Source organism: Bacillus crepusculi (genome assembly GCF_014764715.1).
Lineage (GTDB): Bacteria > Bacillota > Bacilli > Bacillales > Bacillaceae > Bacillus.
Map to the genome: position 1 here is coordinate 16,069 of NZ_JACXXE010000001.1, position 26,929 is coordinate 42,997.

Annotated in this window: 27 protein-coding genes and 1 riboswitch; of the genes, 26 read left to right on the plus strand and 1 reads right to left on the minus strand. The window is 44.0% G+C overall.

The features are described from left to right. The first annotated feature begins 150 nt into the window (after positions 1–150). From IEE86_RS00095 to IEE86_RS00195, 21 genes are all read left to right on the plus strand, one after another. Positions 151–525, plus strand: a complete 375-nt coding sequence (locus tag IEE86_RS00095; protein WP_191095389.1) for a TraR/DksA C4-type zinc finger protein — start codon at positions 151–153, stop codon at positions 523–525. Between the two features lie 94 nt (positions 526–619). Next, the gene (lspA, locus tag IEE86_RS00100; protein WP_191095390.1) at positions 620–1,087 is read left to right on the plus strand and encodes a signal peptidase II; all 468 of its coding nucleotides are present in this window, start codon (positions 620–622) and stop codon (positions 1,085–1,087) included. Further along, the gene (locus IEE86_RS00105; RefSeq protein ID WP_191095391.1) at positions 1,084–1,998 is read left to right on the plus strand and encodes an RluA family pseudouridine synthase; all 915 of its coding nucleotides are present in this window, start codon (positions 1,084–1,086) and stop codon (positions 1,996–1,998) included. The genes lspA and IEE86_RS00105 overlap by 4 nt, the downstream gene beginning before the upstream one ends. 170 nt (positions 1,999–2,168) lie before the next feature. After that, a complete protein-coding gene (gene pyrR, locus IEE86_RS00110; protein WP_191095392.1) occupies positions 2,169–2,711 on the plus strand; it encodes a bifunctional pyr operon transcriptional regulator/uracil phosphoribosyltransferase PyrR in 543 nt (180 codons plus the stop codon). 155 nt (positions 2,712–2,866) lie between these two features. After that, positions 2,867–4,195, plus strand: a complete 1,329-nt coding sequence (locus IEE86_RS00115; protein ID WP_191095393.1) for a uracil-xanthine permease family protein — start codon at positions 2,867–2,869, stop codon at positions 4,193–4,195. A 130-nt stretch (positions 4,196–4,325) separates the two neighbouring features. After that, a complete protein-coding gene (locus IEE86_RS00120; protein WP_191095394.1) occupies positions 4,326–5,249 on the plus strand; it encodes an aspartate carbamoyltransferase catalytic subunit in 924 nt (307 codons plus the stop codon). Further along, positions 5,233–6,519, plus strand: coding sequence for a dihydroorotase (locus tag IEE86_RS00125; RefSeq protein WP_191095395.1), 1,287 nt, complete (start codon positions 5,233–5,235; stop codon positions 6,517–6,519). The genes IEE86_RS00120 and IEE86_RS00125 overlap by 17 nt, the downstream gene beginning before the upstream one ends. Next, the gene (locus IEE86_RS00130; RefSeq protein WP_191095396.1) at positions 6,516–7,610 is read left to right on the plus strand and encodes a carbamoyl phosphate synthase small subunit; all 1,095 of its coding nucleotides are present in this window, start codon (positions 6,516–6,518) and stop codon (positions 7,608–7,610) included. The genes IEE86_RS00125 and IEE86_RS00130 overlap by 4 nt, the downstream gene beginning before the upstream one ends. Then, complete coding sequence (gene carB / locus IEE86_RS00135) at positions 7,595–10,810, plus strand: carbamoyl-phosphate synthase (glutamine-hydrolyzing) large subunit (RefSeq protein WP_191095397.1); 3,216 nt, start codon at positions 7,595–7,597, stop codon at positions 10,808–10,810. The genes IEE86_RS00130 and carB overlap by 16 nt, the downstream gene beginning before the upstream one ends. Continuing rightward, complete coding sequence (locus IEE86_RS00140) at positions 10,807–11,583, plus strand: dihydroorotate dehydrogenase electron transfer subunit (protein WP_191095398.1); 777 nt, start codon at positions 10,807–10,809, stop codon at positions 11,581–11,583. The genes carB and IEE86_RS00140 overlap by 4 nt, the downstream gene beginning before the upstream one ends. Continuing rightward, a complete protein-coding gene (locus IEE86_RS00145; protein WP_191095399.1) occupies positions 11,577–12,509 on the plus strand; it encodes a dihydroorotate dehydrogenase in 933 nt (310 codons plus the stop codon). Before IEE86_RS00140 ends, IEE86_RS00145 begins: the two co-directional genes overlap by 7 nt. Beyond that, positions 12,481–13,185, plus strand: a complete 705-nt coding sequence (gene pyrF, locus IEE86_RS00150) for an orotidine-5'-phosphate decarboxylase (protein WP_191095400.1) — start codon at positions 12,481–12,483, stop codon at positions 13,183–13,185. Before IEE86_RS00145 ends, pyrF begins: the two co-directional genes overlap by 29 nt. Before the next feature lie 7 nt (positions 13,186–13,192). Beyond that, positions 13,193–13,831, plus strand: a complete 639-nt coding sequence (pyrE, locus tag IEE86_RS00155) for an orotate phosphoribosyltransferase (protein WP_191095401.1) — start codon at positions 13,193–13,195, stop codon at positions 13,829–13,831. A 258-nt stretch (positions 13,832–14,089) separates the two neighbouring features. Beyond that, positions 14,090–14,192: riboswitch (SAM riboswitch) on the plus strand. A gap of 116 nt (positions 14,193–14,308) precedes the next feature. Next, the gene (locus IEE86_RS00160; RefSeq protein ID WP_373367998.1) at positions 14,309–14,413 is read left to right on the plus strand and encodes a DUF2292 domain-containing protein; all 105 of its coding nucleotides are present in this window, start codon (positions 14,309–14,311) and stop codon (positions 14,411–14,413) included. Between the two features lie 45 nt (positions 14,414–14,458). Further along, the gene (locus IEE86_RS00165; RefSeq protein WP_191095403.1) at positions 14,459–15,160 is read left to right on the plus strand and encodes a phosphoadenylyl-sulfate reductase; all 702 of its coding nucleotides are present in this window, start codon (positions 14,459–14,461) and stop codon (positions 15,158–15,160) included. A gap of 13 nt (positions 15,161–15,173) precedes the next feature. Further along, on the plus strand, positions 15,174–16,238 hold the full coding sequence (locus IEE86_RS00170) for an inorganic phosphate transporter (protein ID WP_191095404.1): 1,065 nt from the start codon (positions 15,174–15,176) through the stop codon (positions 16,236–16,238). A gap of 57 nt (positions 16,239–16,295) precedes the next feature. Further along, positions 16,296–17,432 carry a sulfate adenylyltransferase gene (sat, locus tag IEE86_RS00175; RefSeq protein ID WP_191095405.1) on the plus strand — a complete coding sequence of 379 codons (1,137 nt, stop codon included), beginning with the start codon at positions 16,296–16,298 and terminating at the stop codon, positions 17,430–17,432. A gap of 14 nt (positions 17,433–17,446) precedes the next feature. Further along, positions 17,447–18,040: an adenylyl-sulfate kinase gene (cysC, locus tag IEE86_RS00180; RefSeq protein WP_191095406.1), complete on the plus strand. Its 594-nt coding sequence runs from the start codon at positions 17,447–17,449 to the stop codon at positions 18,038–18,040. A gap of 28 nt (positions 18,041–18,068) precedes the next feature. Next, on the plus strand, positions 18,069–18,824 hold the full coding sequence (gene cobA / locus IEE86_RS00185) for a uroporphyrinogen-III C-methyltransferase (protein WP_191095407.1): 756 nt from the start codon (positions 18,069–18,071) through the stop codon (positions 18,822–18,824). A 75-nt stretch (positions 18,825–18,899) separates the two neighbouring features. Continuing rightward, positions 18,900–19,685, plus strand: a complete 786-nt coding sequence (locus tag IEE86_RS00190; RefSeq protein ID WP_191095408.1) for a sirohydrochlorin chelatase — start codon at positions 18,900–18,902, stop codon at positions 19,683–19,685. Then, entirely contained in the window at positions 19,666–20,169 is a 504-nt protein-coding gene (locus IEE86_RS00195; protein ID WP_191095409.1) for a precorrin-2 dehydrogenase/sirohydrochlorin ferrochelatase family protein, read from the plus strand. The genes IEE86_RS00190 and IEE86_RS00195 overlap by 20 nt, the downstream gene beginning before the upstream one ends. A 29-nt stretch (positions 20,170–20,198) precedes the next feature. Here IEE86_RS00195 and IEE86_RS00200 read toward each other — a convergent pair whose 3' ends face one another. Then, positions 20,199–21,908 (minus strand): Rqc2 family fibronectin-binding protein, encoded by a 1,710-nt coding sequence (locus IEE86_RS00200; protein WP_191095410.1) that lies wholly within the window; start codon positions 21,906–21,908, stop codon positions 20,199–20,201. Positions 21,909–22,073: 165 nt separating this feature from the next. Here IEE86_RS00200 and IEE86_RS00205 point away from each other — a divergent pair, with 165 nt between their 5' ends. The 5 genes from IEE86_RS00205 (at position 22,074) to rpoZ (ending at position 26,885) form a co-directional block, all read left to right on the plus strand. Continuing rightward, complete coding sequence (locus tag IEE86_RS00205; RefSeq protein ID WP_191095411.1) at positions 22,074–24,749, plus strand: calcium-translocating P-type ATPase, SERCA-type; 2,676 nt, start codon at positions 22,074–22,076, stop codon at positions 24,747–24,749. 83 nt (positions 24,750–24,832) lie between these two features. Beyond that, entirely contained in the window at positions 24,833–25,708 is an 876-nt protein-coding gene (locus IEE86_RS00210; RefSeq protein ID WP_191095412.1) for a YicC/YloC family endoribonuclease, read from the plus strand. A 76-nt stretch (positions 25,709–25,784) separates the two neighbouring features. Continuing rightward, entirely contained in the window at positions 25,785–26,054 is a 270-nt protein-coding gene (gene remA / locus IEE86_RS00215) for an extracellular matrix/biofilm regulator RemA (protein ID WP_008344898.1), read from the plus strand. A gap of 9 nt (positions 26,055–26,063) precedes the next feature. Next, positions 26,064–26,678 (plus strand): guanylate kinase, encoded by a 615-nt coding sequence (gene gmk, locus IEE86_RS00220; protein WP_191095413.1) that lies wholly within the window; start codon positions 26,064–26,066, stop codon positions 26,676–26,678. 3 nt (positions 26,679–26,681) lie between these two features. Further along, entirely contained in the window at positions 26,682–26,885 is a 204-nt protein-coding gene (gene rpoZ, locus IEE86_RS00225) for a DNA-directed RNA polymerase subunit omega (protein ID WP_003211647.1), read from the plus strand. Positions 26,886–26,929 lie beyond the last annotated feature (44 nt).

The following is a 26,929-nucleotide window of genomic DNA, read 5'->3' on the forward strand; positions in this document are numbered from 1 at the left end:
TCACCAGATAGCGCTCCGCCATATGCGGGGCGTTTTCTATTGTGCGAAAATGACAGCGTTTAGAACGAAAGGAAAAATCTTATGGCTTTAAAGTGAGCAGGCGGGGCAACAATATGATTATCACGACAGGGCAGGAGTTGAAATAGCGACATGAATGGCGATCTAGAGACGATTTACATGGAACTCCTTCAAATGAAAGAAGAACTGCAATCTAAACTGTTTGAATATACATCATTTCGTTCACCAGATGAACATGTCACATTGAATGAGATCAAAACGACAACCCTTCTTTATCACATCAAAGAAGAGCTGCAAGATGTGTCGCTCGCTATTGCAAAAATTGAGCAAGGAACGTATGGCATCTGTGAGGCGACAGGCCTTGTGATGCCGCTTGAACAAATGAGTATTCTTCCTACAGCCCGCACGGCTGACGACTTTTTATATCATAAGCAATACGAGAAAAAAGCATTCACTCCTTATCCTCAAGATTCAAACGATTCTCATTTTGAAGCCTTCCACATGTAGGGAGGTTTTTGTCTGTCAACTAAAGTTTCTTTACTCCTACCTGTTTTCTTGATAAAATGCATAAAGATCAAAGTATGAAGATGGAGGAACGTGTGTGTTCTATTACATAATCGCATTCGTTATGATTTGTTTAGATCAATTAACAAAATGGCTCATTGTTAAAAATATGATGCTCGGAGATTCGATTCCAGTGATTGATGGATTCTTTTATATCACGTCTCACCGAAATTCAGGAGCTGCATGGGGGATTCTCCAAGGACAAATGTGGTTTTTCTATGTGATCACACTCGTTGTTATTGCGGGAATTGTGTATTACTTGCAAAAGCATGGAAAAAAGGACAAGCTGCTTGGAGTAGCGCTGGCCTTAATGCTTGGCGGAGCGATTGGAAACTTTATCGACCGCATTTTCCGTCAGGAAGTGGTTGATTTTGCTCATTTCGTATTTGGGGATTATCATTATCCAATTTTTAATATTGCAGATTCTTCTTTATGTGTAGGGGTTATTCTGCTCTTCATTCAAATGCTTTTAGATGGAAAGAAAAATAAGGAGTCAACTACATGAATCAAGTAAACATTGCCGTTACAGAAGAACAAACAGGTGAACGGCTTGATAAATTTTTAAGCACATCAGAACCAGAATGGTCAAGAACTCAAGTCCAGCAGTGGGTAAAGGATGGGCTCATCGTCGTAAATGAGAAACAAGTGAAAGCGAATTACAAAGTCCAAGCTGGAGACCAAATTAAAGTGGAGATTCCAGATCCAGAAGAACTAGATGTAGAAGCAGAACCAATGGATCTTGATATTTATTATGAGGATGGAGATGTGCTCGTGGTCAATAAACCACGAGGAATGGTCGTCCATCCAGCACCAGGTCATGTGTCAGGAACGCTTGTAAATGGACTGATGGCACATTGCAATGACTTATCAGGTATTAATGGTGTGATGAGACCTGGAATTGTCCACCGAATTGATAAAGATACGTCTGGACTGTTAATGGTCGCGAAAAACGATATGGCGCACGAATCACTCGTCAATCAGCTAGTGGCCAAGACCGTCACAAGAAAATATACTGCCGTTGTCCATGGCATTATTCAGCATGATACAGGCACAATTGATGCACCGATTGGCAGAGACAAAAAAGACCGCCAAAGCATGACGGTCACAAAAGAAAACGCAAAGCAGGCGGTCACTCATTTTGACGTGCTTGAACGCTTTCAGGACTTCACTGTTGTTGAATGCCGTCTTGAAACAGGAAGAACACATCAAATTCGTGTTCATATGAAATATATTGGCTATCCTCTTGCAGGAGACCCGAAATATGGCCCGAGAAAAACAGTCGATTTCAATGGACAGCTCCTGCATGCAGGTGTTTTAGGGTTTGATCATCCTAGAACAGGAGAATACATTGAGTTTACAGCACCAATTCCAGCTGATATGCAAGCTTTTATCGATTCATTAAGAAATAACGATTGACAGGCCGTTCTTTTTTTGAAATAATAAACAAAGAAATTGAGATTCTTTAAAACAGTCCAGAGAGGCTGAGAAGGATAACGGATCAATTTGTGCACGTGTATGCACAAATGAACGCCCCTCTCTGCCCTTTGCAGAAGGGGCTTTTTATTTGTCAAAAAGAGGTGTAGAAGATGGAACAAAAAGCAGTCATTCTTGATGAACAAGCGATCAGACGAGCGCTTACCCGAATTGCACATGAAATGATTGAGCGCAACAAAGGGATGAAGGATGTCATCCTTGCCGGGATCAAGACGAGAGGCATTCATCTTGCAAAGCGCCTTGCAGAGCGCATCGAGCAAATTGAAGGAAATCCAGTCACTGTGGGTGAACTTGATATTACGCTATACCGTGATGACCTCACAAAAAAGACAGCTAACCAAGACCCGCTTGTAAAGGGTGCAGACATTCCAGCTGACATTAATGATAAAACACTGATCGTTGTTGACGATGTCCTGTTTACCGGCAGAACCGTCAGAGCGGCTATGGATGCGCTTGTGGATGTAGGAAGACCATCTTCCATTCAGCTGGCTGTTCTAGTTGACCGGGGACACCGGGAGCTGCCGATTCGAGCGGATTATATCGGGAAAAACATCCCGACATCAAAAGCAGAAACAGTCATGGTTCAGCTCAATGAAGTCGACCAAAACGACCTTGTCGCTATATATGAAAAATAACCTTTTTAAATGCATTCCAGAGAGTTTGCAAAGAGGGCAATAACTGAAACACCGAGCACACGGCTAACGTGACGTGTACGGTTTTTCTAGGCCTCTTTGCGCATACTCGCAAAGAGGCTTTTTTAATGAAAAAGGACACATCTAGGAGGAAAATCATGAGTCAGCAAAAAGCCAATTTAGGCATTCGAGATATCCCAAAACCGTTCACATGGCTATCACTTAGCCTTCAGCATTTGTTTGCCATGTTTGGTGCGACCATTCTTGTACCAAAAATCATTGATATGAGTCCGGCCGTCGCGCTCATCTCAAGCGGTGTAGGAACCATTGTTTACTTAATCATCACAAGAGGACAAATTCCGGCGTATCTTGGATCGTCCTTTGCCTTTATCGCCCCCATACTGAATGTGAAAGCAACTGGCGGACCTGGAGCCGCAATGGTTGGTGCCTTTATGGCGGGTGTCGCTTATGCACTCATTGCGCTATTTATTAAATGGCTCGGCACAGGCTGGCTGATGAAGCTTCTGCCGCCGGTCGTCGTAGGACCCGTCATTATGGTTATCGGACTCGGACTCGCTGGTACAGCTGTTAACATGGCGATGTACGTGGATCCGAATGCAAAGGAGCTTGTCTACAGCCTTAAGCACTTAATGGTTGCAGGCTTCACGCTCGCTGTCACCATTATCAGTATGATCTTCCTAAGAGGATTTCTTAGCCTCATCCCAGTATTAATCGGTATTATCAGCGGCTATCTCTTTGCCCTTACACAAGGCATTGTGAACTTCCAGCCGGTCATTGATGCGAAATGGTTTGCCGCACCAGACTTCGTTGTCCCATTTGTCGACTACACACCTGTTGTGACTTTAAGCATTCTCACAGTGATGGTACCGGTTGCCTTTGTGACCATGTCTGAGCACATCGGCCACCAAGTAGTGTTAAGTAAGGTCGTAGGGCAAGATTTTATAAAAAAACCAGGTCTTCACCGCTCCATTTTAGGAGACAGTGCGGCGACCATCTTCGCTTCACTTATTGGCGGACCTCCAACTACGACTTACGGGGAGAATATTGGCGTACTTGCCATCACAAGAGTGTTCAGTATCTTCGTCATTGGCGGAGCAGCCGTGTTTGCGATCTGCTTCGGCTTTGTCGGGAAAATTTCAGCATTAATCAGTACAGTACCGTCCGCGGTCATGGGAGGCGTTTCGTTCCTGCTATTTGGGATCATTGCTTCAAGCGGTCTGAGAATCCTGATTGATCATAAAGTGAATTTTGAAGAAAAGCGTAATCTTATTATCGCATCTGTCATCCTAGTCATCGGAATTGGCGGTGCATTCATTGAAGTAAAACAAATCAACCTGACACTATCTGGAATGGCACTCGCTGCAATTACAGGCGTCCTTCTAAACCTGATCCTGCCGCATCAGAAAGAGGAAGATGACGAGTCAAATGAATCGAATACAGAAAACCTTTTAAAAGAAGTCCAGTGAGGCTGACAAGGGTTCTAAATGGAGCAGAAAGTGCGAAAGTGCGGCTGCTTCTTTTGGAGAACCCTAAGCTGCCGAGGCTTAGGGTTTTTTTGAACCTGAAAGTGATGAAAAACTAGAGGGGGAAGAAAAAATGAATGATCTATCGACAATGAGTAGCTTATCAAAGGAAGAGATTTTACAGCTGATTGAAGAAGCAATGGCTCTCAAAAAGGGGAAGCAGGAACATGGCTTAGCTGGAGAATTTGTAGCGAACCTTTTCTTTGAACCAAGTACAAGAACACGCTTTAGCTTCGAAGTAGCCGAAAAGAAACTTGGGATGAATGTCCTTAGCTTAGATGCGGCAAGCACCTCCGTTCAAAAGGGAGAAACACTTTACGATACGGTAAAAACGCTAGAATCTATCGGAGTGAAGGCATGTGTGATCCGGGACAGCACTGATGAATATTACAACGAGCTGATCGGAAAGGTTGGGATTCCCATCATCAATGCTGGAGATGGCTGCGGTCAGCACCCGACGCAATCACTTCTAGATTTGATGACCATCTTTGAAGAGTTTGGCGGATTTGAAGGCTTAACGATTTCGATTCATGGAGATATCAAACATAGCAGGGTGGCAAGGTCGAATGCTGAGGTCCTCTCAAGACTGGGAGCGACAGTCCTCTTTTCAGGACCAGCTTCCTTCCAGGATGAACAAAACTCTCACGGAACGTATGTTCAAGTAGATGAAGCCATCACACAATCAGATGTGGTGATGCTGCTTAGAATCCAGCATGAACGGCACGCTGAAAAGATGGGCAGTGAGGATTACTTATCGTCTTATGGATTAACAGTAGACCGGGCAAGCAAAATGAAAGAGCAAGCCATTATTATGCATCCAGCACCAGTGAACAGAGGTGTGGAAATAGATGATTCTTTAGTAGAATCCAAGCAGTCAAGGATTTTCAAGCAAATGGAAAATGGCGTGTATATCCGAATGGCTGTCTTAAAAAGAGCTTTTCAAAACAGCAGACTACATCAAAAAGGGAGAGATTCTGTCTATGTCATATCTCATTAAAAACGGTTTTATCTTAACAAGCACAGGGGAAAGAGAGCAGCAGGATATTAGGGTAGAAGGAAACGTGATTCAAGCGATCGGTCATCTAGAAAGAGAAGACGGAGAAGAGGTCATTGATGCAAAAGGACTATTTGTATCACCAGGCTTGATTGATCTGCATGTGCATTTAAGAGAGCCAGGCGGAGAGAAGAAGGAAACGATTGAAACAGGCTCTAAGGCAGCCGCAAGAGGCGGATATACGACGATTGCAGCTATGCCGAATACACGTCCAGTTCCAGATACAAAAGAGCAAATGGAATGGCTCATGAACCGAATCGAAGAGACCTCATCTGTGAGAGTACTTCCATACGCCTCCATCACGACTAGACAAATTGGGGAAGAGATGACGGACTTTGCAGCACTAAAAGAAGCAGGTGCCTTTGCTTTTACAGATGACGGTGTTGGTATCCAAACAGCAGGCATGATGTACGAAGCTATGAAAAAGGCAGCAAGTCTTGATCAAGCGATTGTAGCGCACTGTGAAGATAACTCGCTCATTTACGGAGGTTGCGTTCATGAAGGAGAATTTTCAAAAGCAAATGGGTTAAATGGAATACCGTCAATTTGTGAATCGGTGCATATTGCAAGAGATGTTCTTTTAGCAGAAGCAGCGAACTGTCATTATCATGTATGTCATATCAGTACGAAAGAATCTGTGCGAGTCGTTCGTGATGCCAAAAAAGCAGGCATTCGTGTGACGGCTGAGGTTTCGCCGCATCACCTGCTTTTATGTGATACGGACATCCCAGGTCTTGATACAAACTATAAAATGAACCCGCCCCTCAGAGGAAAAGAGGATCGCGAGGCACTAATCGAGGGACTTTTAGATGGAACGATTGATTTCATTGCAACAGACCATGCGCCGCATACAGAAGAAGAAAAGAACGAAACGATGCAGAGGGCACCTTTTGGGATTGTCGGACTTGAAACAGCGTTCCCGCTTCTGTACACACGTTTTGTGAAAACAGGGGAATGGACATTAAAAGAACTTGTTGATTATATGACCATCAAACCAGCAGAAGCCTTCTTTCTTCCATACGGAAAGCTGGAAGAAGGTCAAATCGCTGATATCACACTGATTGATTTAAACAAAGAAATGGCAATTGACAAAAAAAGCTTCTTATCTAAAGGGCAAAATACACCGTTTGACAAATTGACTGTATCAGGATGGCCGGTCATGACAATCGCATCTGGAAAGGTCGTTTATGAAGAGGGGAGACTAGTAAAATGAAGAGACGCTTAGTGCTAGAAAACGGAACAGTATTCGAAGGAACAGGCTTTGGCAGCTTAGAATCATCAGTCGGAGAGGTCGTCTTTAATACAGGGATGACGGGCTATCAAGAAATTTTGTCTGATCCATCATACTGCGGACAAATTGTCACACTTACTTACCCGCTTATCGGCAACTATGGCATCAACCGTGATGATTTTGAATCGATCACACCGTTTGTAAAAGGGCTCATTGTAAAAGAGCTTTGTGAGAAGCCCTCAAACTGGCGCTCTTCATACTCACTTGATGAGTATTTAAAAATGAAAAATATCCCGGGTCTTAGCGGAATTGATACACGAAAGCTGACAAGAATGATTCGGAGTGCAGGGACATTAAGAGGAGCATTTGCAGGACCGGATGAACAAGTGGAAGACGTTGTACGCCGCCTTCAAACCTTGCAGCTACCAACGGATCAAGTAAGCCAAGTATCTGTGAAAAATGCGTACCCAAGCCCAGGAAGAGGAAAAAGAATTGTGCTTGTCGATTTCGGCATGAAGCACGGCATTTTGCGCGAGCTCAATAAGCGGGACTGTGACGTCATTGTCGTGCCATACAATATCACGGCAGATGAAGTATTGCAGCTCAAGCCAGACGGCATCATGCTTTCAAACGGACCTGGAGACCCAGTCGATGTACCAGAAGCAGTTGAAATGATTCAGCAGCTGATTGGAAAGGTCCCACTCTTTGGTATCTGCCTAGGACATCAACTATTCGCTCTTGCGTGCGGCGCAAGTACAGAGAAAATGAAATTTGGTCATAGAGGATCTAATCACCCAGTAAAAGAACTAGCAACTGGCAAGGTGACTCTGACGTCTCAAAACCATGGCTACACGGTCAGTTCGATTAACGAAGACGTGCTCGAAGTCACACATATCGCGTTAAATGACAATACGATTGAAGGATTAAAACATAAAGAAGCACCGGCATTCACTGTCCAGTACCACCCTGAAGCATCACCGGGTCCAGAAGATGCGAACTACTTATTTGACGAGTTCATGGAAATGATTCATACGATTGAGAAAGAAGGGGAAGAAGTATGCCAAAACGTTTAGACATCAAAAAGATTTTAGTCATCGGATCAGGTCCAATCATCATCGGTCAGGCAGCGGAGTTTGACTATGCAGGCACACAGGCTTGCTTAGCACTAAAAGAAGAGGGCTATGAAGTTGTTCTTGTGAACTCCAACCCTGCGACAATCATGACAGATACAGAAATGGCCGATAAGGTATACATCGAACCACTGACACCGGAATTTTTAACACGAATCATTCGAAAGGAACGTCCTGATGCGATCCTGCCAACTCTTGGCGGACAAACTGGACTAAACCTTGCTGTTGAATTATCAGATCTTGGTGTACTGGCTGAATGCGGCGTTGAGGTGCTTGGAACGAAGCTCTCAGCTATTCAAAAAGCAGAGGATAGAGATTTATTCCGTAATCTGATGAATGAATTAAATGAGCCTGTACCAGAAAGTGAAATCATTCATAACCTTGAGGAAGCGATGGCGTTTACGAATCAAATCGGCTTCCCTGTCATTGTCAGACCAGCCTATACATTAGGTGGAACGGGCGGCGGAATTTGTACAAACGAGCAAGAACTGAAGGAAATCGTCGAAAACGGACTGAAGCTAAGCCCTGTCACACAATGCTTACTTGAAAAAAGTATTGCTGGCTTTAAAGAAATTGAATATGAAGTCATGCGTGATAGCGGTGATCATGCGATCGTTGTTTGTAACATGGAAAACTTTGACCCTGTCGGCATCCACACAGGCGACAGTATCGTTGTTGCGCCAAGCCAAACGTTAAGCGACCGTGAATATCAGCTACTTCGTAATGTGTCGCTGAAGCTCATCCGTGCACTTGGCATTGAAGGCGGCTGTAACGTGCAGCTGGCGCTTGATCCAGATAGCTTTCAATACTATATCATCGAAGTAAATCCGCGCGTGAGCCGTTCTTCTGCGCTTGCATCGAAAGCGACAGGCTACCCAATTGCCAAATTGGCAGCGAAAATTGCTGTCGGCTTAACGCTTGATGAAATGATGAACCCTGTCACAGGTAAAACATATGCAGCCTTCGAGCCAGCACTTGACTATATCGTTTCAAAAATCCCGCGCTGGCCGTTCGATAAATTTGAATCTGCCAACAGACGTCTTGGTACGCAAATGAAAGCAACTGGTGAAGTGATGGCGATCGGCCGTACATTAGAGGAGTCTCTTTTAAAGGCTGTACGTTCACTTGAAGCAGATGTGCACCACATTGAATTAAAAGATGAAGCAGACATCACAAACGAAGTGCTCGAAAAGCGGATTATCAAAGCGGGAGACGAACGATTATTTTATATCGCTGAGGCGCTTAGAAGAGGCTATACAGTCGAACAAATCCATGAATTTTCGAAAATTGATTATTTCTTCCTTCATAAGCTGGAAGGCATCATCGCCTTTGAAAAAACATTAAAAGAAAACAAAGGCAATGTAGACGTTCTAAAAGAAGCGAAAGAAAAAGGCTTCTCAGATATCTACATTAGCCGTGAGTGGGATATGAACGAAGCGGATGTCTATAAGCTAAGACAAGAAGTAGGCATCGTACCTGTCTACAAAATGGTGGATACATGTGCGGCAGAATTTGAATCAGAGACGCCATATTTCTACAGCACGTATGAAGATGAAAATGAATCAGAGCGAACTGACAAGAAAAGCGTCATCGTGTTAGGCTCAGGTCCAATCCGAATTGGACAAGGGGTTGAATTTGATTATGCGACCGTTCATTCTGTGTGGGCAATCAAACAAGCAGGCTATGAAGCGATCATTATTAACAACAACCCTGAAACGGTCTCAACTGACTTTAGTATTTCGGATAAGCTCTACTTTGAACCACTCACTGTCGAAGATGTGATGCATATCATCGACCTTGAACAGCCAGAAGGAGTCGTCGTTCAGTTCGGCGGACAAACGGCGATCAACTTAGCAGATGAATTATCAAATAGAGGGGTTAAGATTCTTGGAACTTCCCTTGAAGACCTAGACCGCGCAGAAAACCGAGACAAGTTTGAACAAACTTTAGAAGCACTCGGCGTGCCGCAGCCTAAAGGGAAAACAGCTACGTCTGTGCCTGAAGCTGTAGCGATTGCAAATCAGATTGGCTACCCAGTCCTTGTCCGTCCTTCCTATGTGCTAGGCGGCCGCGCGATGGAAATTGTTTATCAAGAAGCCGAGCTCCTTCACTACATGGAGAATGCGGTGAAAGTCAATCCGCAGCATCCAGTGTTAATTGACAAGTATTTGACAGGAAAAGAAATTGAAGTAGATGCCGTGTCTGACGGAGAAACGGTTGTCATCCCAGGGATTATGGAACATATTGAAAGAGCCGGGGTTCACTCTGGTGACTCCATTGCGGTCTATCCGCCGCAAACATTGTCTGAGGACATCAAAGCGAAAATTGCAGAATACACGATTAAGCTCGCAAAAGGCCTTAACATCATTGGACTTTTGAACATTCAATTTGTTCTCTCAAAAGGAGAAGTGTTTGTCCTTGAAGTGAATCCGCGTTCAAGCCGGACAGTTCCTTTCTTAAGTAAAATCACGGGCATTCCAATGGCAAACCTAGCGACAAAAGTCATTTTAGGTGACAAGCTCAAAAACTATGGCTACCAAGAAGGGCTTCATACGGAGCAAGAAGGCGTATATGTTAAAGTCCCAGTCTTCTCTTTTGCAAAACTAAGAAGAGTAGATATTACACTAGGGCCTGAAATGAAATCAACAGGTGAAGTCATGGGGAAAGATGTCACAATCGAAAAAGCCCTATATAAAGGATTAATTGCATCAGGCATTCAAATACCAAAAGACGGAACGGTTCTTCTGACAGTGGCTGATAAAGATAAAGAAGAAGGGCTTGAAATTGCAAAAAGATTCCATTCCATCGGCTATCATATTTTAGCAACAGAAGGAACGGCGAATTACTTAAAACAAGCCTCCATTCCATCAAGTGTAGTTGGCAAAATAGGAGAAGAAGGCAAAAACCTTCTCGATGTCATTCGAAACGGAGAAGCCCAATTTGTCATCAACACTCTGACAAAAGGAAAACAGCCGGCAAGAGACGGCTTTAGAATTAGACGTGAATCTGTTGAAAATGGAGTGGCTTGCTTAACGTCACTAGATACAGCAGAAGCCATTTTAAGAGTGCTGGAGAGCATGACATTTAGAGCGGATGAAATGCCAGAAGTGAAAACGAATGCTGAGGTGACAGTAACGATATGAAAAAAGCATACTTGACGGTCGTCTCAAACCGAGAGATCGCTGATCATATTTACGAAATGACATTAAAGGGTGATCTTGTTGAATCCTTTCAAACAGCTGGACAGTTTCTTCATATAAAGGTCAGTGAATCCATGACACCGCTGCTGAGAAGACCGATCAGTATTGCCAACATTCATGCCGAAAAGCAAGAAGCAACCATCATTTACCGCGCAGAGGGAGAGGGCACAAAGCTCCTTTCCCAAAAGCAGGCGGGAGAGTCAGTCGATGTGTTAGGACCGCTTGGGAATGGGTACGATCCTTCAGTCGTCCAGCCCGGGCAGACGGCATTACTAGTCGGTGGTGGAATTGGTGTACCGCCGCTATATGAATTGTCCAAGCGTTTAACGAAAAAAGGCGTCATCGTGAAGCATGTCCTCGGTTTCCAATCGAAAAAAGATGTATTTTACGAGGAGAAATTTCAAGCACTCGGCGAGACGTTTATCGCAACGGTTGATGGGACATATGGCTCGAAAGGTTTCGTGACAAATGTCATTGAAGAGAATGAGCTGGACTTTGATGTCTTGCTTTCCTGCGGACCGACACCTATGCTAAAAGCACTAAAAGACACGTATCCTGATAAGCCTGTCTACATTTCAATGGAGGAACGGATGGGCTGCGGAATCGGTGCATGCTTTGCTTGTGTCTGTCATACCGATCAGCACGAAAAACCGTACGTTAAAGTTTGTCTGGATGGACCTGTATTTAAAGCTGAGGAGGTGGCGCTATCATGTTAAACATCGAATTACCCGGCTTATCTTTAAAGAATCCAATCATCCCTGCATCAGGCTGTTTTGGATTCGGAAAAGAATTCGCTTCATTATATGACCTTTCCTTGCTGGGCGGCATCATGATTAAAGCCACAACCCTTGAACCGAGATTTGGCAACCCGACACCGAGGGTAGCTGAGACAGGAGCCGGTATGCTGAATGCGATTGGTCTCCAAAATCCAGGTCTAAAAGGCGTGCTTGAACATGAATTACCTTGGCTTGAGCAGTTCGATACCCCTATTATTGCCAATGTTGCTGGATCACAAATTGATGATTATGTTGAAGTGGCACAGCAAATTAGTCAAGCAAGCAATGTCCATGCTCTTGAACTGAATATATCGTGTCCGAATGTGAAAACAGGCGGAATTGCCTTTGGTACCGATCCAGAAATGGCGGCCACATTGACAAAAGCCGTCAAGGAAGTTTCCTCCGTTCCTGTTTATGTGAAGCTGTCACCTAATGTAGCCAATATCGTTGAGATTGCTAAAGCGATTGAATCGGCTGGAGCGGATGGACTCACCATGATCAATACCTTGATTGGGATGCGTTTAGATTTAAAAACAGGCAAACCCATTCTTGCCAATAAAACAGGCGGATTATCAGGTCCTGCTGTAAAACCTGTCGCTATCCGAATGGTGCATGAAGTCAGTCAGGCCGTTTCTATTCCGATTATTGGGATGGGCGGGGTGCAAAGTGCTGAAGATGTACTGGAATTTTTACTAGCTGGCGCAAGTGCGGTAGCTGTTGGAACAGCCAATTTTGTGAACCCATTTATTTGCCCAGAAATCATTGATGAACTGCCGAATGTGTTAGCGGCATATGGGTATTCATCTGTAGAGGAATGCATCGGAAGGAGCTGGAAACATGAAGCACTTGCCCATCATCGCGCTTGATTTTCCATCAGGACAGGAGGCGCACGCCTTTTTAGATCGTTTTGAAGGCACCCCATTATTCGTAAAGGTCGGTATGGAGCTGTTTTACCAAGAAGGTCCTGCCATCATTGACGCACTGAAAGAAAAAAATTGCCGTATTTTCCTTGATCTGAAGCTTCATGACATTCCAACAACCGTGCAAAAAGCAATGAACCGACTTGCGGCCCTTGGTGTTGATTTGGTGAACGTGCATGCAGCCGGCGGGAAAAGAATGATGCAGGCTGCCATAGAGGGGCTTGAAAGCGGAACGCCCGCCAGGCAAAGCCGTCCGGGCATTATTGCAGTGACCCAGCTGACAAGCACGTCAGAAGACATGATGAAAAAAGAATTACTAATTAACCGTCCATTGCAAGAGGCTGTGCTTCATTATGGACAATTGGCATATGAAAGTGGACTTGATGGTGTTGTGTGCTCTGTTCATGAATCAAAACAGCTTCATGAACAAATCTCACCTTCCTTTCTCACTGTCACACCAGGAATTCGCTTACCGAATGATCAAACGGATGACCAAAAGCGTGTGGCGACACCTGCCTTTGCAAAAGAGCAAGGTGTTTCACAGATTGTTGTGGGAAGATCCATCACAAAAGCCACAAACCCAGTGGAAGCTTATCAACAAATTTTGAAAGAGTGGGAGTGACTGCAGGATGAAAACGAAAATCGCTAAGCATTTATTACAAATCAAAGCTGTCTCTTTAAAACCAGACGAACCATTTACATGGGCGAGCGGCATCAAATCACCCATTTACTGTGACAATCGCCTCACCTTGTCTTACCCTGAGGTCAGAGGGGATATTGCGGAAGGTTTAAAAGCTTTGATTCTCACTCATTTTGAAGGAGCGGAAGTTGTCGCTGGTACTGCAACAGCTGGCATTCCTCATGCGGCATTAGCGGCAGACCGTTTGAACGTGCCGATGTGTTATGTGAGAAGTAAACCAAAAGCACACGGAAAAGGGAATCAAATTGAAGGGGCTGTATCGCCTGGCCAAAAGGTTGTCGTCGTAGAAGACCTTATTTCAACCGGGGGGAGCGTGCTTGAAGTGGTTGCTGCTCTTCAAGAAGCTGGCTGTGAGGTACTTGGCGTTGTGGCGATCTTCACATACGGCCTGCCAAAAGCAGCTGCTGCTTTTCAAGAGAAAAACATGCTATATGTCACCCTAACAGACTATGACACACTGACAGATGTGGCACTTGAGCTAAAAGCGATCGAGCCATCTGCTATGAATAAACTAAAACGCTGGAGACAAGACCCTTCCTCTGAATCTTGGATGGAAGAAACGGTCTAAAAAGCTGTGCCTACCCGCACAGCTTCCAGCGTGTAGATAAGCCTCGCATCGATGTCAGTCCTGCGCTCCTTCCTAGATTGCATAGGTTTTGATGTCACGCTGAAAAGAAGAAAAAGCGCTAAAATACACATCATTTTAGCTCTTTTTTATTTGGTTAAAAATAGTAAAATAGACTCAAATTTAAATAAAAACTAATCCTATCAATAAAGTCGGGTTGACTTTTGTTTGAATTGTGTTAATATTTAATACAAATTAAAACTCTTATCCAGAGAGGTGGAGGGACTGGCCCGATGAAACCCGGCAACCTGCGATTCGCAAGGTGCTACTTCCTGCAAAATGATTCTATTTTGAAAGATAAGGAAATCGTGAGCTTCCTCATCTTTCTTTCGGACTGAAAGAAAGTTTTTTTATTTTAACGGTGAGGAGGAAGAGGAGATGGAAGTGAAACAAAACCAGGATGAGGACTTAGTCAAACATATGCAAGAACTGATTGGGGATATGAAATTCGGTTCGATTACGTTGGTTGTTCAGGACGGTCAAGTGATTCAAGTAGAAAAAAATGAAAAAATTAGATTGAAGTAGTGCGGAGAGTAGCAAAATGAGCAGTACTCCGGAAGGGGAGAAACAATGTTAACTTACGAAAATTGGCAAGAGCCGTCCATTACATTTCAAGAGGACGATTTGTACAAAGGGGCCCTATCCGTGCTGAAATGGGCGTACGGTCATTATGGTGATCAGCTCGTGTATGCATGCAGTTTTGGCATTGAGGGCATTGTCCTGATTGATCTTATTGCGAAAGTAAAAAAAGATGCGAGAATTGTCTTTTTAGATACAGGTCTGCATTTTAAGGAAACGTACGATACAATTGATGCGGTAAAGGAAAGATACCCCGGTTTAGACATCGAACTAAAAACACCAGAACTGACAGTTGAGCAGCAAAACGAGCAGCATGGGGAGAAATTATGGGAAACAAATCCTCAAAGCTGCTGCCATATGCGCAAGGTCATTCCTTTGCAAGAGGCACTATCTGGCTATCCGGCATGGCTCTCTGGCTTAAGAAGGGAGCAGTCACCAAAGCGAGCTGGTACTAACTTTTTAAATAAGGATGAGAAATTCAAATCAGTGAAAGTATGTCCGCTCATTCACTGGACGTGGAAGGACATATGGAGATATGCATCTAGAGAGGATCTTACTTATAATCCGCTGCATGACCAGGGATACCCAAGTATCGGCTGTGCACCTTGTACACAGCCAGCATTTACTGCGGATGATTTGCGTTCTGGCAGATGGTCAGGTACAGCAAAGACAGAGTGCGGATTACATGAGTAAGGGAGCATAATGTATGGAAATCGCCGCAATTTTATTTAGTTTATTCTTTGCTTTAAACATAGGCGCAAGTGGAGCAGCCGCTTCGATGGGCATTGCGTATGGGTCAGGTGCAATTAAAAAACCCATCTATGCACTCAGCGTTTGTGCAGTTGGGATTTTAGCAGGTTCTGTAATTGGCGGTGGTGAGGTCGTCAAAACGATCAGCTCTGGTATTATGCCGGAATCTGTCATTACACTTGAAATCGTTTGTATCATCATTGGCTCTGCTGCATTATCACTCTTCATAGCGAATCTATTGGCCATCCCATTATCAACAAGTGAGGTCACAGTCGGGGCTGTGGTCGGTGTTGCGGTCGCATATAAGGTGTTATATGTGAAATCTATTTTAGTCATTGTGTCTTTTTGGATCATCATTCCACTTGTCGCCTTTGTTTTTACGTTCGCTGTAGTCAAAATCATCAGAATGTTCCCTAAACGCAGGCTATCTAAAAAAAGCACCGCAATTTTGTCAGTCTTGCTCATTATCAGCGGATTTCTAGAGGCGTTTTCAGCCGGTATGAACAATGTTGCCAATGCGGTTGGACCGCTTGTCGCCTCAGGCGTGTTGTCTGTTGGGCAAGGAACACTTTACGGCGGAATCTTCGTCGCACTTGGTGCCCTGTTGCTTGGTAGAAGAGTACTAGAAACAAACGGGAAGAAAATCACCCGATATCAAACAGGTGAAGGGATTCTGCTTTCGAGTACCGGCGCTGGACTTGTCATCGTCAGCTCTGTTTTTGGACTGCCAGTCCCGCTTACTCAAATCACATCCTCGTCCATTATCGGACTTGGGATGGCAAAGGGTGGACCCAACATTTTTCATAAACATATCGTGAAAAAAATGCTGAAGGTCTGGGTTGTATCACCCTTTTTATCACTCAGCCTATCGTATTTGCTGGTGAGCCTTTTCCTAAAAGAAGACTATTACTCTATCTTTATCATGATGAGTGTACTGCTTGCTTCACTTGGTGCGCTAAGTCTGATGAAGGCAGTCAAAAATGAAAGCAGCTCTATTCATGAGCAGGGCGGCGGGATTTAATGATAAATCCGACTATTAACATCTAATAAATATGAACATTGAGAGGAAGATGAACAAATGAGTTTAGCACCACATGGCGGGGTATTAATTAATCGAGTAAATGAAGAATATGATCTCAGCACGGCTGCGAAGGAAATTGAACTAGATGCGATCTCCTTTGCAGACCTTGAACTCATTGCAATTGGCGGGTATAGTCCAATTGAAGGCTTTTTAACAAAAACAGATTATGAAGCAGTTGTGAGCAGTATGCGACTAGCAAGTGGTGTCGTTTGGTCTCTTCCAATTACGCTGCCAGTCACAAAGGAAAAAGCAGCCGAGATCAATCAAGGGGATATCGTGCGTCTATCTTACAATGGAACAGTATACGGGATCATTGAAGTAGAGGATCAATACACACCAGATAAAGAAAAAGAAGCAGTGAATGTATATAAAACAGATGACCGCAATCATCCAGGCGTGAAAAAATTATTTGAACGCGGTGACACGTATATTGGTGGTAAAATTACATTGACGAAACGCAGCGAAAAACCATTCCCTCAATTTACGTATGAGCCAGAAGAAACAAGAAAACATTTCAAAGAAAACGGATGGAAAACAATTGTTGGTTTCCAAACGAGAAACCCCGTCCACCGTGCGCATGAATATATTCAAAAGACAGCACTAGAAACAGTCGACGGTTTATTTTTAAATCCACTCGTTGGGGAAACAAAATCTGATGATATCCCAGCAGATGTGAGAATGAAAAGCTATCAAGTATTACTGAACGGTTATTATCCAAAAGATCGCGTCTTTTTAGGTGTTTTTCCTGCTGCAATGCGTTATGCTGGACCAAAGGAAGCGATATTTCATGCGCTTGTTCGGAAAAATTATGGCTGTACACACTTTATTGTCGGAAGAGATCATGCAGGTGTGGGTGATTATTACGGCACATATGAGGCGCAGGAGCTATTTGATCAATTTACAAGTGAAGAAATTGGTATTACACCATTAAAATTTGAACACAGCTTCTACTGCAATACATGTGAAGCGATGGCAACCCCAAAAACATGTCCGCACGATAAAAGTGAGCATGTCATTCTTTCAGGTACAAAGGTTCGAACCATGCTGAGAAACGGTGAATTACCGCCAAGCACGTTCAGCCGCAAAGAAGTCATTGAAACATTAATCGAAGGATTAAAAACGACGGTATCTTAAAGGGAGGGTATGACATGAGCAACGAACATATCGTGTGGCATGATTCATCAATTACAAAAGAAGAATATCAACAGAAAAACAATCATAAAAGTGGCATTATCTGGCTCACAGGTCTTAGTGGGTCAGGTAAATCAACGATCGCAAATGCAGCGGCTAGAGAGCTGTTTGAACAAGGCTACCAAGTCACAGTCCTTGATGGCGATAACGTACGACATGGACTCAATAAAGATTTAGGGTTTTCAGATGACGATAGAAAAGAGAATATCCGGCGCATCGGAGAAGTGGCGAAATTATTTGTTGAGCAAGGGACCATTGTCATCACAGCTTTTATTTCTCCGTTTCAAGAAGACCGCCACATTGTCAGACAGTTAGTCGAAGACGGAGAATTTCACGAAGTGTTTGTGAAATGTGATCTGAACGTGTGTGAAGAACGTGATCCAAAGGGATTATATAAAAAAGCTAGAAACGGTGAAATTCCATTTTTCACTGGAATTGATTCGCCGTATGAAGAGCCAGCAGCGCCTGAGCTTGTATTAGATACAGGAGAATTGTCTCGCGAGGAGTCCAAACAGCGCCTCGTGGATTATGTAAAGGGAAAAGCGAAATAATCGGCTGATGGCAGGGGGAGAAAGCACGATGGGGAAAGTATACATTGTTGGTGCCGGGCCGGGAGATCCAGACTTAATTACATTGAAGGCTCATAAGGCAATACAGCAGGCAGATGTCATTTTATATGATCGTCTCGTCAATCAAGAGATTCTCGCCCACGCCAAACCGGAGGCGGAATTGATCTATTGCGGCAAACTGCCAAATCATCATACGATGAGACAGGAAGCCATCAATGAAGCGCTTGTGACTCATGCAAAAAAAGGGAACGTTGTCGTTCGTCTGAAAGGCGGCGATCCCTTTGTATTTGGCCGAGGCGGTGAAGAAATCGAATGCTTAGCTGAGCACGGGATTCCGTATGAGGTCGTCCCTGGGATTACCTCTGGTATCGCAGCGGCTGCTTATGCGGGCATTCCGGTAACGCACCGTGAATACAGCTCAAATGTCGCCTTTGTCACGGGACATTATCAAAAGGATGAACATTTTGAAGAAAAGTGGGAGGCACTGGCAACGGGAATTGATACCCTTGTGATATACATGGGTGTTAAAAACGTGGAAAGAGTGCAGCGGCTTCTTTTGAAAAATGGGCGCGACCCTGAAACGCCAGCTGCGTTTATTCACTGGGGAACCACGATGAGGCAAAAGACGACTTGCTGCACTGTGGCGACGCTGTCTGAAACAGTTGAAAAAGAAGGCATCGAGCATCCAAGTTTAATTGTTGTCGGAGATGTCGTTCATTTTCATCAAAAGCTGAGCTGGTTTGAACCCGCATTAATCGAGAAATAAAGAATGAAGGGGAAAAGACACGTACATACATCGTGTCTTTTCGTCTGATCAAAACAAGTGAGAGGGAGGAGCCGTATGAAACAAGCTGTACTTTATGTTGGTCATGGAAGCAGAGTGAAAGAAGCACAAGATAAAGCCATTTCTTTTATGAAAAGCTGTATGCCGTTAGTCGAAGCAGATATACAGGAAATTTGTTTTTTAGAGCTGACCGCTCCTTCTATAGAAGAAGGATTTGAGACTTGCGTGCAAAAAGGAGCAACACACATTGCGATCGTCCCGCTCCTCCTTTTAACTGCCATGCATGCCAAATCAGATATTCCAGATGAGATTGAGAAAGTACAAAAACGTTTCCCGCAAGTGAAGGTGACATATGGAAGACCAATAGGAGTGAATCAAGAAGTCACGAAAGCGGTTGTCGCAAGGATTGAAGAAGCGGGGTACGAGGGAGAGCGTGCAAGAATTCTCTTAATTGGCCGCGGAAGCTCTGATCCAGATGTAAAGCGAGATGTGTTTGGCATTGCAGAAGATGTCCGGCGCATACTGCCCCGTGCAGAAGTTCTCCCATGTTTTATTACAGCATGTGAACCCAATTATCGTGACGTCTTAGCTCAGTTAACAAAAGATGCCACTACGCCTGTCTATCTTGTGCCTTATCTTTTATTTACCGGCATTTTAATGAAAGAGATTGAAAGTGAAGCGGAGCAGGCGAGAGAGCGGCTTCAAGATGTCCGGGTATGCCGGTATATTGGCTTTCACCCTCATGTAAAAGCAGCTTATATTGAACGCGTGCAAGAAACCATTTTAAACAAAGAGGATGCGTTTCGTTTTCAAGGAGAAAGCCATGCTTCCAGTTCATCTTGATCTAACCAATAAACAAGTGCTTATCGCCGGCGGCGGAACGGTAGCGGCAAGAAGAGTGAGTGCACTATGCATGGAGCCTTGCCGTATAACCGTTGTGAGCCCAGATATTTGTGATGAAATGGCACGTCTCATTGATACATATGAGCTGAATTGGAAGGGAAAAAAGGTGGGCGCTGAGGATTTGGAGGATGCATTTCTCATTGTTGCTGCAACAAGTGACCCTTCTGTCAATGAATGGATTGCGCAAACAGCACTGCCTCATCAGCTTGTCAACTGTGTAAGCCAATCAGAGCTCGGCAATGTGATTGTGCCAAAGGTTGTCAAAGCAGGAAAAGTGACAATTTCAGTTTCTACGAGCGGGGCAAGCCCAGCAAGGACAAAACAGCTGGCTGCGGCCATCGAGGCCATGCTTGAAAAAGAAGATGTAGACGCGCTTGAAGCTCTCTATATAGAAAGAAAAAAACGGCAAAGAAAAGGCCGATAAAATCCTTATAGAGATTTTATCGGCTTGTTTTATTTTCTCAGCTTTAGGACAACATCTTCATCGGGTGTGACAAATAATGTTTGCTGCTGATCATACGTAACAAAGCCTGGCTTTGCTCCGTTTGGTTTTTTTACATGACGGATTTTCGTATAATCGACAGGCACGGAGCTAGATTCCTTTGCTTTAGAGAAGTAGGCAGCAATTTGAGCCGCTTCATGAAGCGTTTGTTCATCAGGTGTTTGATGACGGATGACGACATGTGATCCAGGAATATCCTTTGTGTGCAACCAAATGTCATCACGAGCAGCAGCCTTAGTGGTCAAATACTCATTTTGTTTGTTGTTTTTCCCGACTAAAATCGGAATGCCTTGAGACGATTCATACGTTTCAAGCTGGACGGCCGCCGGTTTTTTCTTTTTGGCGTGACGCTTTTGTTTGGCGCGTAAATATTTCCCTTCAACGAGCTCTTCTCTCATTTCCTCTAAATCTTTTGGAGACGCAGAGGATAGCTGCTGGATCAGCTCTTCAAAATAAACAATTTCTTCATGTGTCCGTTTGATTTGTTCATTTACAGCCTCTACGGCATTTTTGGCCTTTTGATATTTTGTAAAATATATCTGCGCATTTTCAGAAGGGGTTTTATTTGTTTTGAGCGGGATCGTGATCTCTCCGCCTTCTTCATCATAATAATTGATGACCGTCGCTTCTTTATCCCCTTTTTTGATGGCATATAAATTGGCTGTTAACAATTCACCATAGAGCTGGTATTTATGTGCATCCTGAGATTCTTCAAGGGTTCTTTTTAGTTTTTTCAGCTTGTTTTCATTTTTTTTCTTTTCATTCACGACAAACCGTTCTAGGTCAGCCGCCTGCTGTTTGACTCTGTCTCTTTCAGCTTTTCCAAAATAAAAGCGATCAAGCAACTGGCTGAGAGAACCAAACGTCTTCATTTCGCCATTTACATGCTGGAGTTCTAATAAATAAAAATACTCTTTGCCGTCTTTTCTTGTGAGCTGCGGGGTAAAGGAATGAGACCGAATGAGCTGGAACATGTCAATCAGTGTATGTGGAATCGTTTCCTGGTTGGCAAGACCGGCCCTGTGAACAGCTTCCTTGGCAAACAGCGGGGAAACCCCGGAAAATGTATCGACAATTTGATTTACGATTTTCCCTTCTTGAAAGCGTAAATGCTTTAAAATATCTTCCTTCGTCACATCAAAAGGATTCAATTTTTGCTGTGCAGGCGGCAGAAGATATTCATGACCAGGGAGCACCGTTCGGTAGCTGTTCACAGACGGAGAAAGGTGTTTCAGGCCATCGATGATCTGCTGCGTTCCATCTTCAACAAGAATCAAATTACTATGCCGTCCCATGATTTCGATATAAAGCTTCCGGGTCTGTTCATCACCAATTTCATTTCGGCTTCGCACATGAAGCACGATGACTCGGTCAAATCCAACCTGTTCAAAACGCTCAATAAACCCGCCCTCGAGGTGCTTTCTAAGGAGCATACAAAACATAGGGGGTTCGCTTGGATTGTCATAATGATGCTCAGTGAGCTGCACTCTCGCATAGCTCGGATGAGCCGATAAAAGAAGCTTATGATTTTTCCCGTTTGACCGGATATGAAAAATCAGTTCATGCTTATATGGCTGATGGATTTTTGAAATTCTCCCGCCAGTTAATGTCTCTTGTAATTCATTTGTCATACCGTATGTAAAAATGCCGTCAAATGACATGCTGGATACACCCTCTTCTTTCACACGAATCTACTGAAAGAACCTTACATTTTCTCGTTCTTTAGGCAGTCTTATTATTATAGCATGATTTAGGACGAGTCTGAATAAACTGGCTTATAGAACACTGCATATGAGAGAGAACAAAAGAGGAGTGGACGAGGTCAAATGAATTGGCATGAACTGAACCAAACCGATTTATTAAAAACAATGAATACATCGATAGGTGACGGACTGTCAGAGCAAGATGTACAAAAGCGGCTTGAAAAACACGGACCAAATGAATTGCAGGAAGGAAAAAAGGCGTCAGCTCTGATCATTTTTTTAGCGCAATTTAAAGACTTTATGGTGTTAATCTTGCTTGCAGCCACAATCATTTCTGCCTTTTTAGGTGAATATGTTGATGCAGTAGCGATTGTAGCGATTGTTCTGTTGAATGGTGTACTCGGCTTTTATCAAGAACGCCGGGCGGAAAAATCCCTTCAAGCGTTAAAGGAATTATCGACTCCGCATGTGTATGCAAGGAGAAACAATGAGTGGGTCAAGATTCCGTCTAAGCACCTCGTACCAGGGGATATTGTCAAGTTTTCAAGCGGAGACCGGATTGGGGCAGATATTAGATTACTAGAAACAAAGAGCTTAGAAATCGAGGAGTCCGCTCTCACTGGTGAGTCGATCCCAGCGGTCAAACACGCAAGTCCGCTTTCAAGCAACCATGTCTCGCTTGGAGATTTGACGAACATGGCTTTTATGGGGACGCTAGTCACGAGAGGAAGCGGCGTAGGTGTTGTCATTGGGACAGGAATGAATACAGCCATGGGGCAAATTGCTGGCATGCTGGATGCTGCAGGGAATATGGAAACACCGCTGCAAAGACGTCTTGAACAGCTCGGGAAAATCCTGATTGTTGCTGCTTTATTTTTAACCGTGCTTGTTGTTGTTCTTGGTGTGGTGCAAGGCCATGATTTGTATCATATGTTCCTAGCGGGTGTATCTCTTGCCGTTGCTGCCATTCCAGAAGGACTGCCGGCGATTGTCACCGTCGCACTTTCCTTAGGTGTGCAGCGGATGATCAAACAAAAATCGATTGTCAGAAAGCTCCCAGCGGTGGAAACACTCGGCTGCGCATCGATCATTTGCTCAGATAAAACAGGGACAATGACTCAAAATAAAATGACCGTGACACATATATGGGCAGAGGGCAAAACGTGGAATGTTTCGGGTACGGGCTATGAGCCATCTGGTGATTTCACCTTAAACGGAGAACTTGTTCATGTTGACAAGCACCCAAGCCTGCAAAAGGTATTACTATATGGGGCGCTTTGTAATACATCGACCATCGTTGAAAAAGATGGAGAGATGAGGCTTGATGGAGATCCAACAGAGGGCGCACTTCTCACCGCAGCGAGAAAAGCGGGTTTTACAGAGCAGTACATTGAAGCTGGGTTTCATGTCGTAGAGGAGTTTCCTTTTGACTCAGAAAGAAAGATGATGTCAGTCGTCGTCGAAACGAATCAAAAAGAGCGGTATGTGATTGCAAAGGGTGCGCCGGATGTCCTGATGAACCGTTCAAGTCATATGATGCACGGCGGACGCGCAGCCTTATTTTCAAAAGCCCATCGACAAGAAACAGAAGCTGCGATTCAAGGCTTAGCAAGACAAGCGCTAAGAACTATTGCGATTGCGTATAAAAAAGTCGGTTTGACAGAAAAAATCACATCTGTTCAGCAGGCAGAAACCGATCTAACATTTATCGGGTTAGAGGGGATGATCGATCCACCTCGTCCTGAAGTCATACGAGCGATTAAAGAGTGCCGGGATGCTGGCATTAAAACGGTGATGATTACAGGGGATCATGTGGAAACAGCCAAAGCGATCGCAAAAGACTTGAGCCTTTTACCGAAACAAGGAAAGGTGCTTGACGGTAAAGCGCTTGACCAGATGAGTGACAAAGAGCTTGAGCAAACGGCTGAAAATGTATACGTCTTTGCCCGGGTATCCCCGGAGCATAAGCTGAGAATTGTGAAGGCCTATCAAAAAAATGGCCATATTGTGGCGATGACAGGTGACGGGGTCAATGATGCGCCTGCGATTAAACAAGCAGATATCGGAATTTCCATGGGTATCACAGGAACAGACGTGGCCAAAGAAGCATCCTCCCTTATTTTACTTGATGACAACTTTGCGACCATAAAATCCGCCATTAAAGAAGGCCGGAATATTTACGAAAACATTCGCAAATTTGTCCGCTATTTACTTGCATCAAATGTGGGAGAAATTTTGGTCATGCTGTTTGCGATGCTCCTGGCCCTTCCGCTGCCTCTCGTTCCTATTCAAATCCTATGGGTAAACCTTGTGACAGATGGTCTCCCGGCTATGGCACTTGGTATGGATAAGCCAGAAGGCGATGTCATGAAGAGAAAGCCGCGGAACATGAAAGAGGGCATTTTTGCTAGAGGGCTTGGCTGGAAGGTCATATCAAGAGGGTTCCTCATCGGGCTTGCTACCCTATTAGCATTTATGTTTGTGTATCACCGCGATCCAAACAACTTGCAATATGCACAGACTGTCGCATTTAGCACGCTTGTTTTGGCGCAGCTCATCCATGTATTTGACTGCCGCAGTGAACGGTCAATCTTTGAACGTAATCCATTTGGTAATCTTTATTTGATCGGTGCGGTTTTGTCATCACTTTTACTGATGCTTGTGGTCATTTATTATCCGCCGCTTCAGCCGATTTTCAAAACGGTGGCAATTGCACCTATTGATTGGCTGCTGATCATCGGTATGTCCGCACTGCCAACTTTTTTACTGGCAGGATCACTTTTGACAAGAAAAAAATAATTGGTTATGGTATAATTTTGAGGTAATAGTGTCTGCTATTACCTTTTTCATTTTATTAATATGAAAGAATTGGGTGTTTTGACATGATACGCAGTATGACGGGATTCGGTCAAGCGAGTAAAACGGATGGAGAACTGACAGTGTCAGTCGAGCTAAAATCGGTCAATCACCGTTTTAAAGAGGTTCATGCCCGTTTGCCGAGGCCGCTTTTATATTTCGAAGATACATTAAAAAAAATCATTCTTCGTCATGTGCAGCGTGGTAGAATTGAGCTGTTTGTCACGATTGAAGGCGGTAAATTAGCAAGCCGGTCCTTGCAGATCGACTGGCCGCTGCTTGATGAATACATGAAAGCCGCAAAAGATCTCGAGGAACGCTATCACATTTCAGGCATTCAGCATGCACATGACTTACTTGGGCTGGAACATGCCGTTCAGGTAGAAGAGTCGGCCAGCCGAAATGAACAGCTAGAGCACCTGCTGATAGACACTTGTGAAGCTGCTGTCAAGGAGCTTTGCTTTATGAGAGAGCAAGAGGGGACATCACTTCAAAAAGACTGTGAGCTGAGGCTCTCTGAATTAGAGGCCTACACAGAAGAAATAAAGGTCTTTGCCCCAGAGGTTGTGAGTCAGTACAAAGAACGGTTGAATCAACGATTGCAAGAATGGATCGGAGAGGCGCTTGACGAAAGCAGACTGACAACAGAGGCTGCCATCTTTGCTGACCGCTGTGACATTACAGAAGAAATCACGAGATTAAAAAGTCATTTTCAGCAGTTTCAGCAAATCTTGACGCAAGGCGGCGCTGCTGGACGAAAACTTGACTTTCTAGTGCAGGAGCTCAACCGTGAAGTGAATACCATTGGATCAAAAGCAAACCATCACCATTTAACAAAGCTGGTGGTCGAAATGAAAAGTGCTATTGAAAAAATAAAAGAACAAGTGCAAAATATAGAATAGTCATTGTGTATGCTGTTTACAGTGCGTCTCTTTCGGCGAGACTAGAGACGTTTATATTACAGGGGGACGAAAGAAGATGACCATAAAGTTGATCAATATCGGATTTGGAAACATCATTTCAGCGAATCGGATGATTTCGATCGTCAGTCCGGAATCAGCACCGATTAAACGAATGATACAAGACGCAAGAGATCGAGGCATGCTCATAGATGCTACATACGGAAGAAGAACCCGTGCTGTTGTCATTATGGATAGTGACCATGTCATCTTATCTGCCGTTCAGCCTGAGACTGTCGCGCAAAGACTTTCTGTAAAAGAAGAAATCATAGATGAAGGGCAGGGGTAATACGCCATTATGAAAGAAAGAGGACTTTTAATCGTTCTCTCTGGACCTTCGGGAGTAGGAAAAGGAACGGTCAGACAAGCCATTTTCTCCCAGGGAGATACGAAATTTGAATACTCTATTTCTGTGACGACACGCAAACCGCGTGAAGGTGAAAGAAATGGTGTCGATTATTTCTTTAAAACCAGGGAAGAATTTGAACATATGATTGAAAACAAAAAGCTATTAGAATGGGCAGAATATGTCGGCAATTACTACGGCACACCTGTTGACTATGTAGAAAAGACGCTGAGCGAAGGAAAAGATGTTTTCCTTGAAATTGAAGTGCAGGGCGCACTTCAAGTAAGAGAAGCTTTTCCGGAAGGTCTTTTTATTTTCCTTGCACCGCCTAGTCTTTCAGAACTTCAAAACCGCATCATGACGCGCGGTACAGAATCTGAAGACCTCATTCGAAATCGAATGGCTGCTGCAAAAGAAGAGATTGAAATGATGGATGCATACGACTATGTCGTTGAAAACGATGATGTCGAGCTTGCTTGTGAAAGAATCAAAGCGATCGTCCTTGCAGAGCACCTGCGAAGAGACAGAGTCGCACCAAGATATAAAAAAATGCTGGGGGTAGAATAAACGATGTTAGATCCTTCAATTGACTCATTGATGAACAAACTTGATTCAAAATATACACTTGTGACAGTGTCTGCACGCCGTGCGCGTGAAATGCAGATCCATCAAGATCAACAGATCGAAAACACAAAGTCTTACAAATTTGTAGGAAAAGCACTTGAAGAAATCGACGCTGGTCTTTTGACATTTGAAAAAGAGGATCAAGAATAACACATCGCTTCTGCAATGCAGTGACGATACGTTCAAAAAAGTCA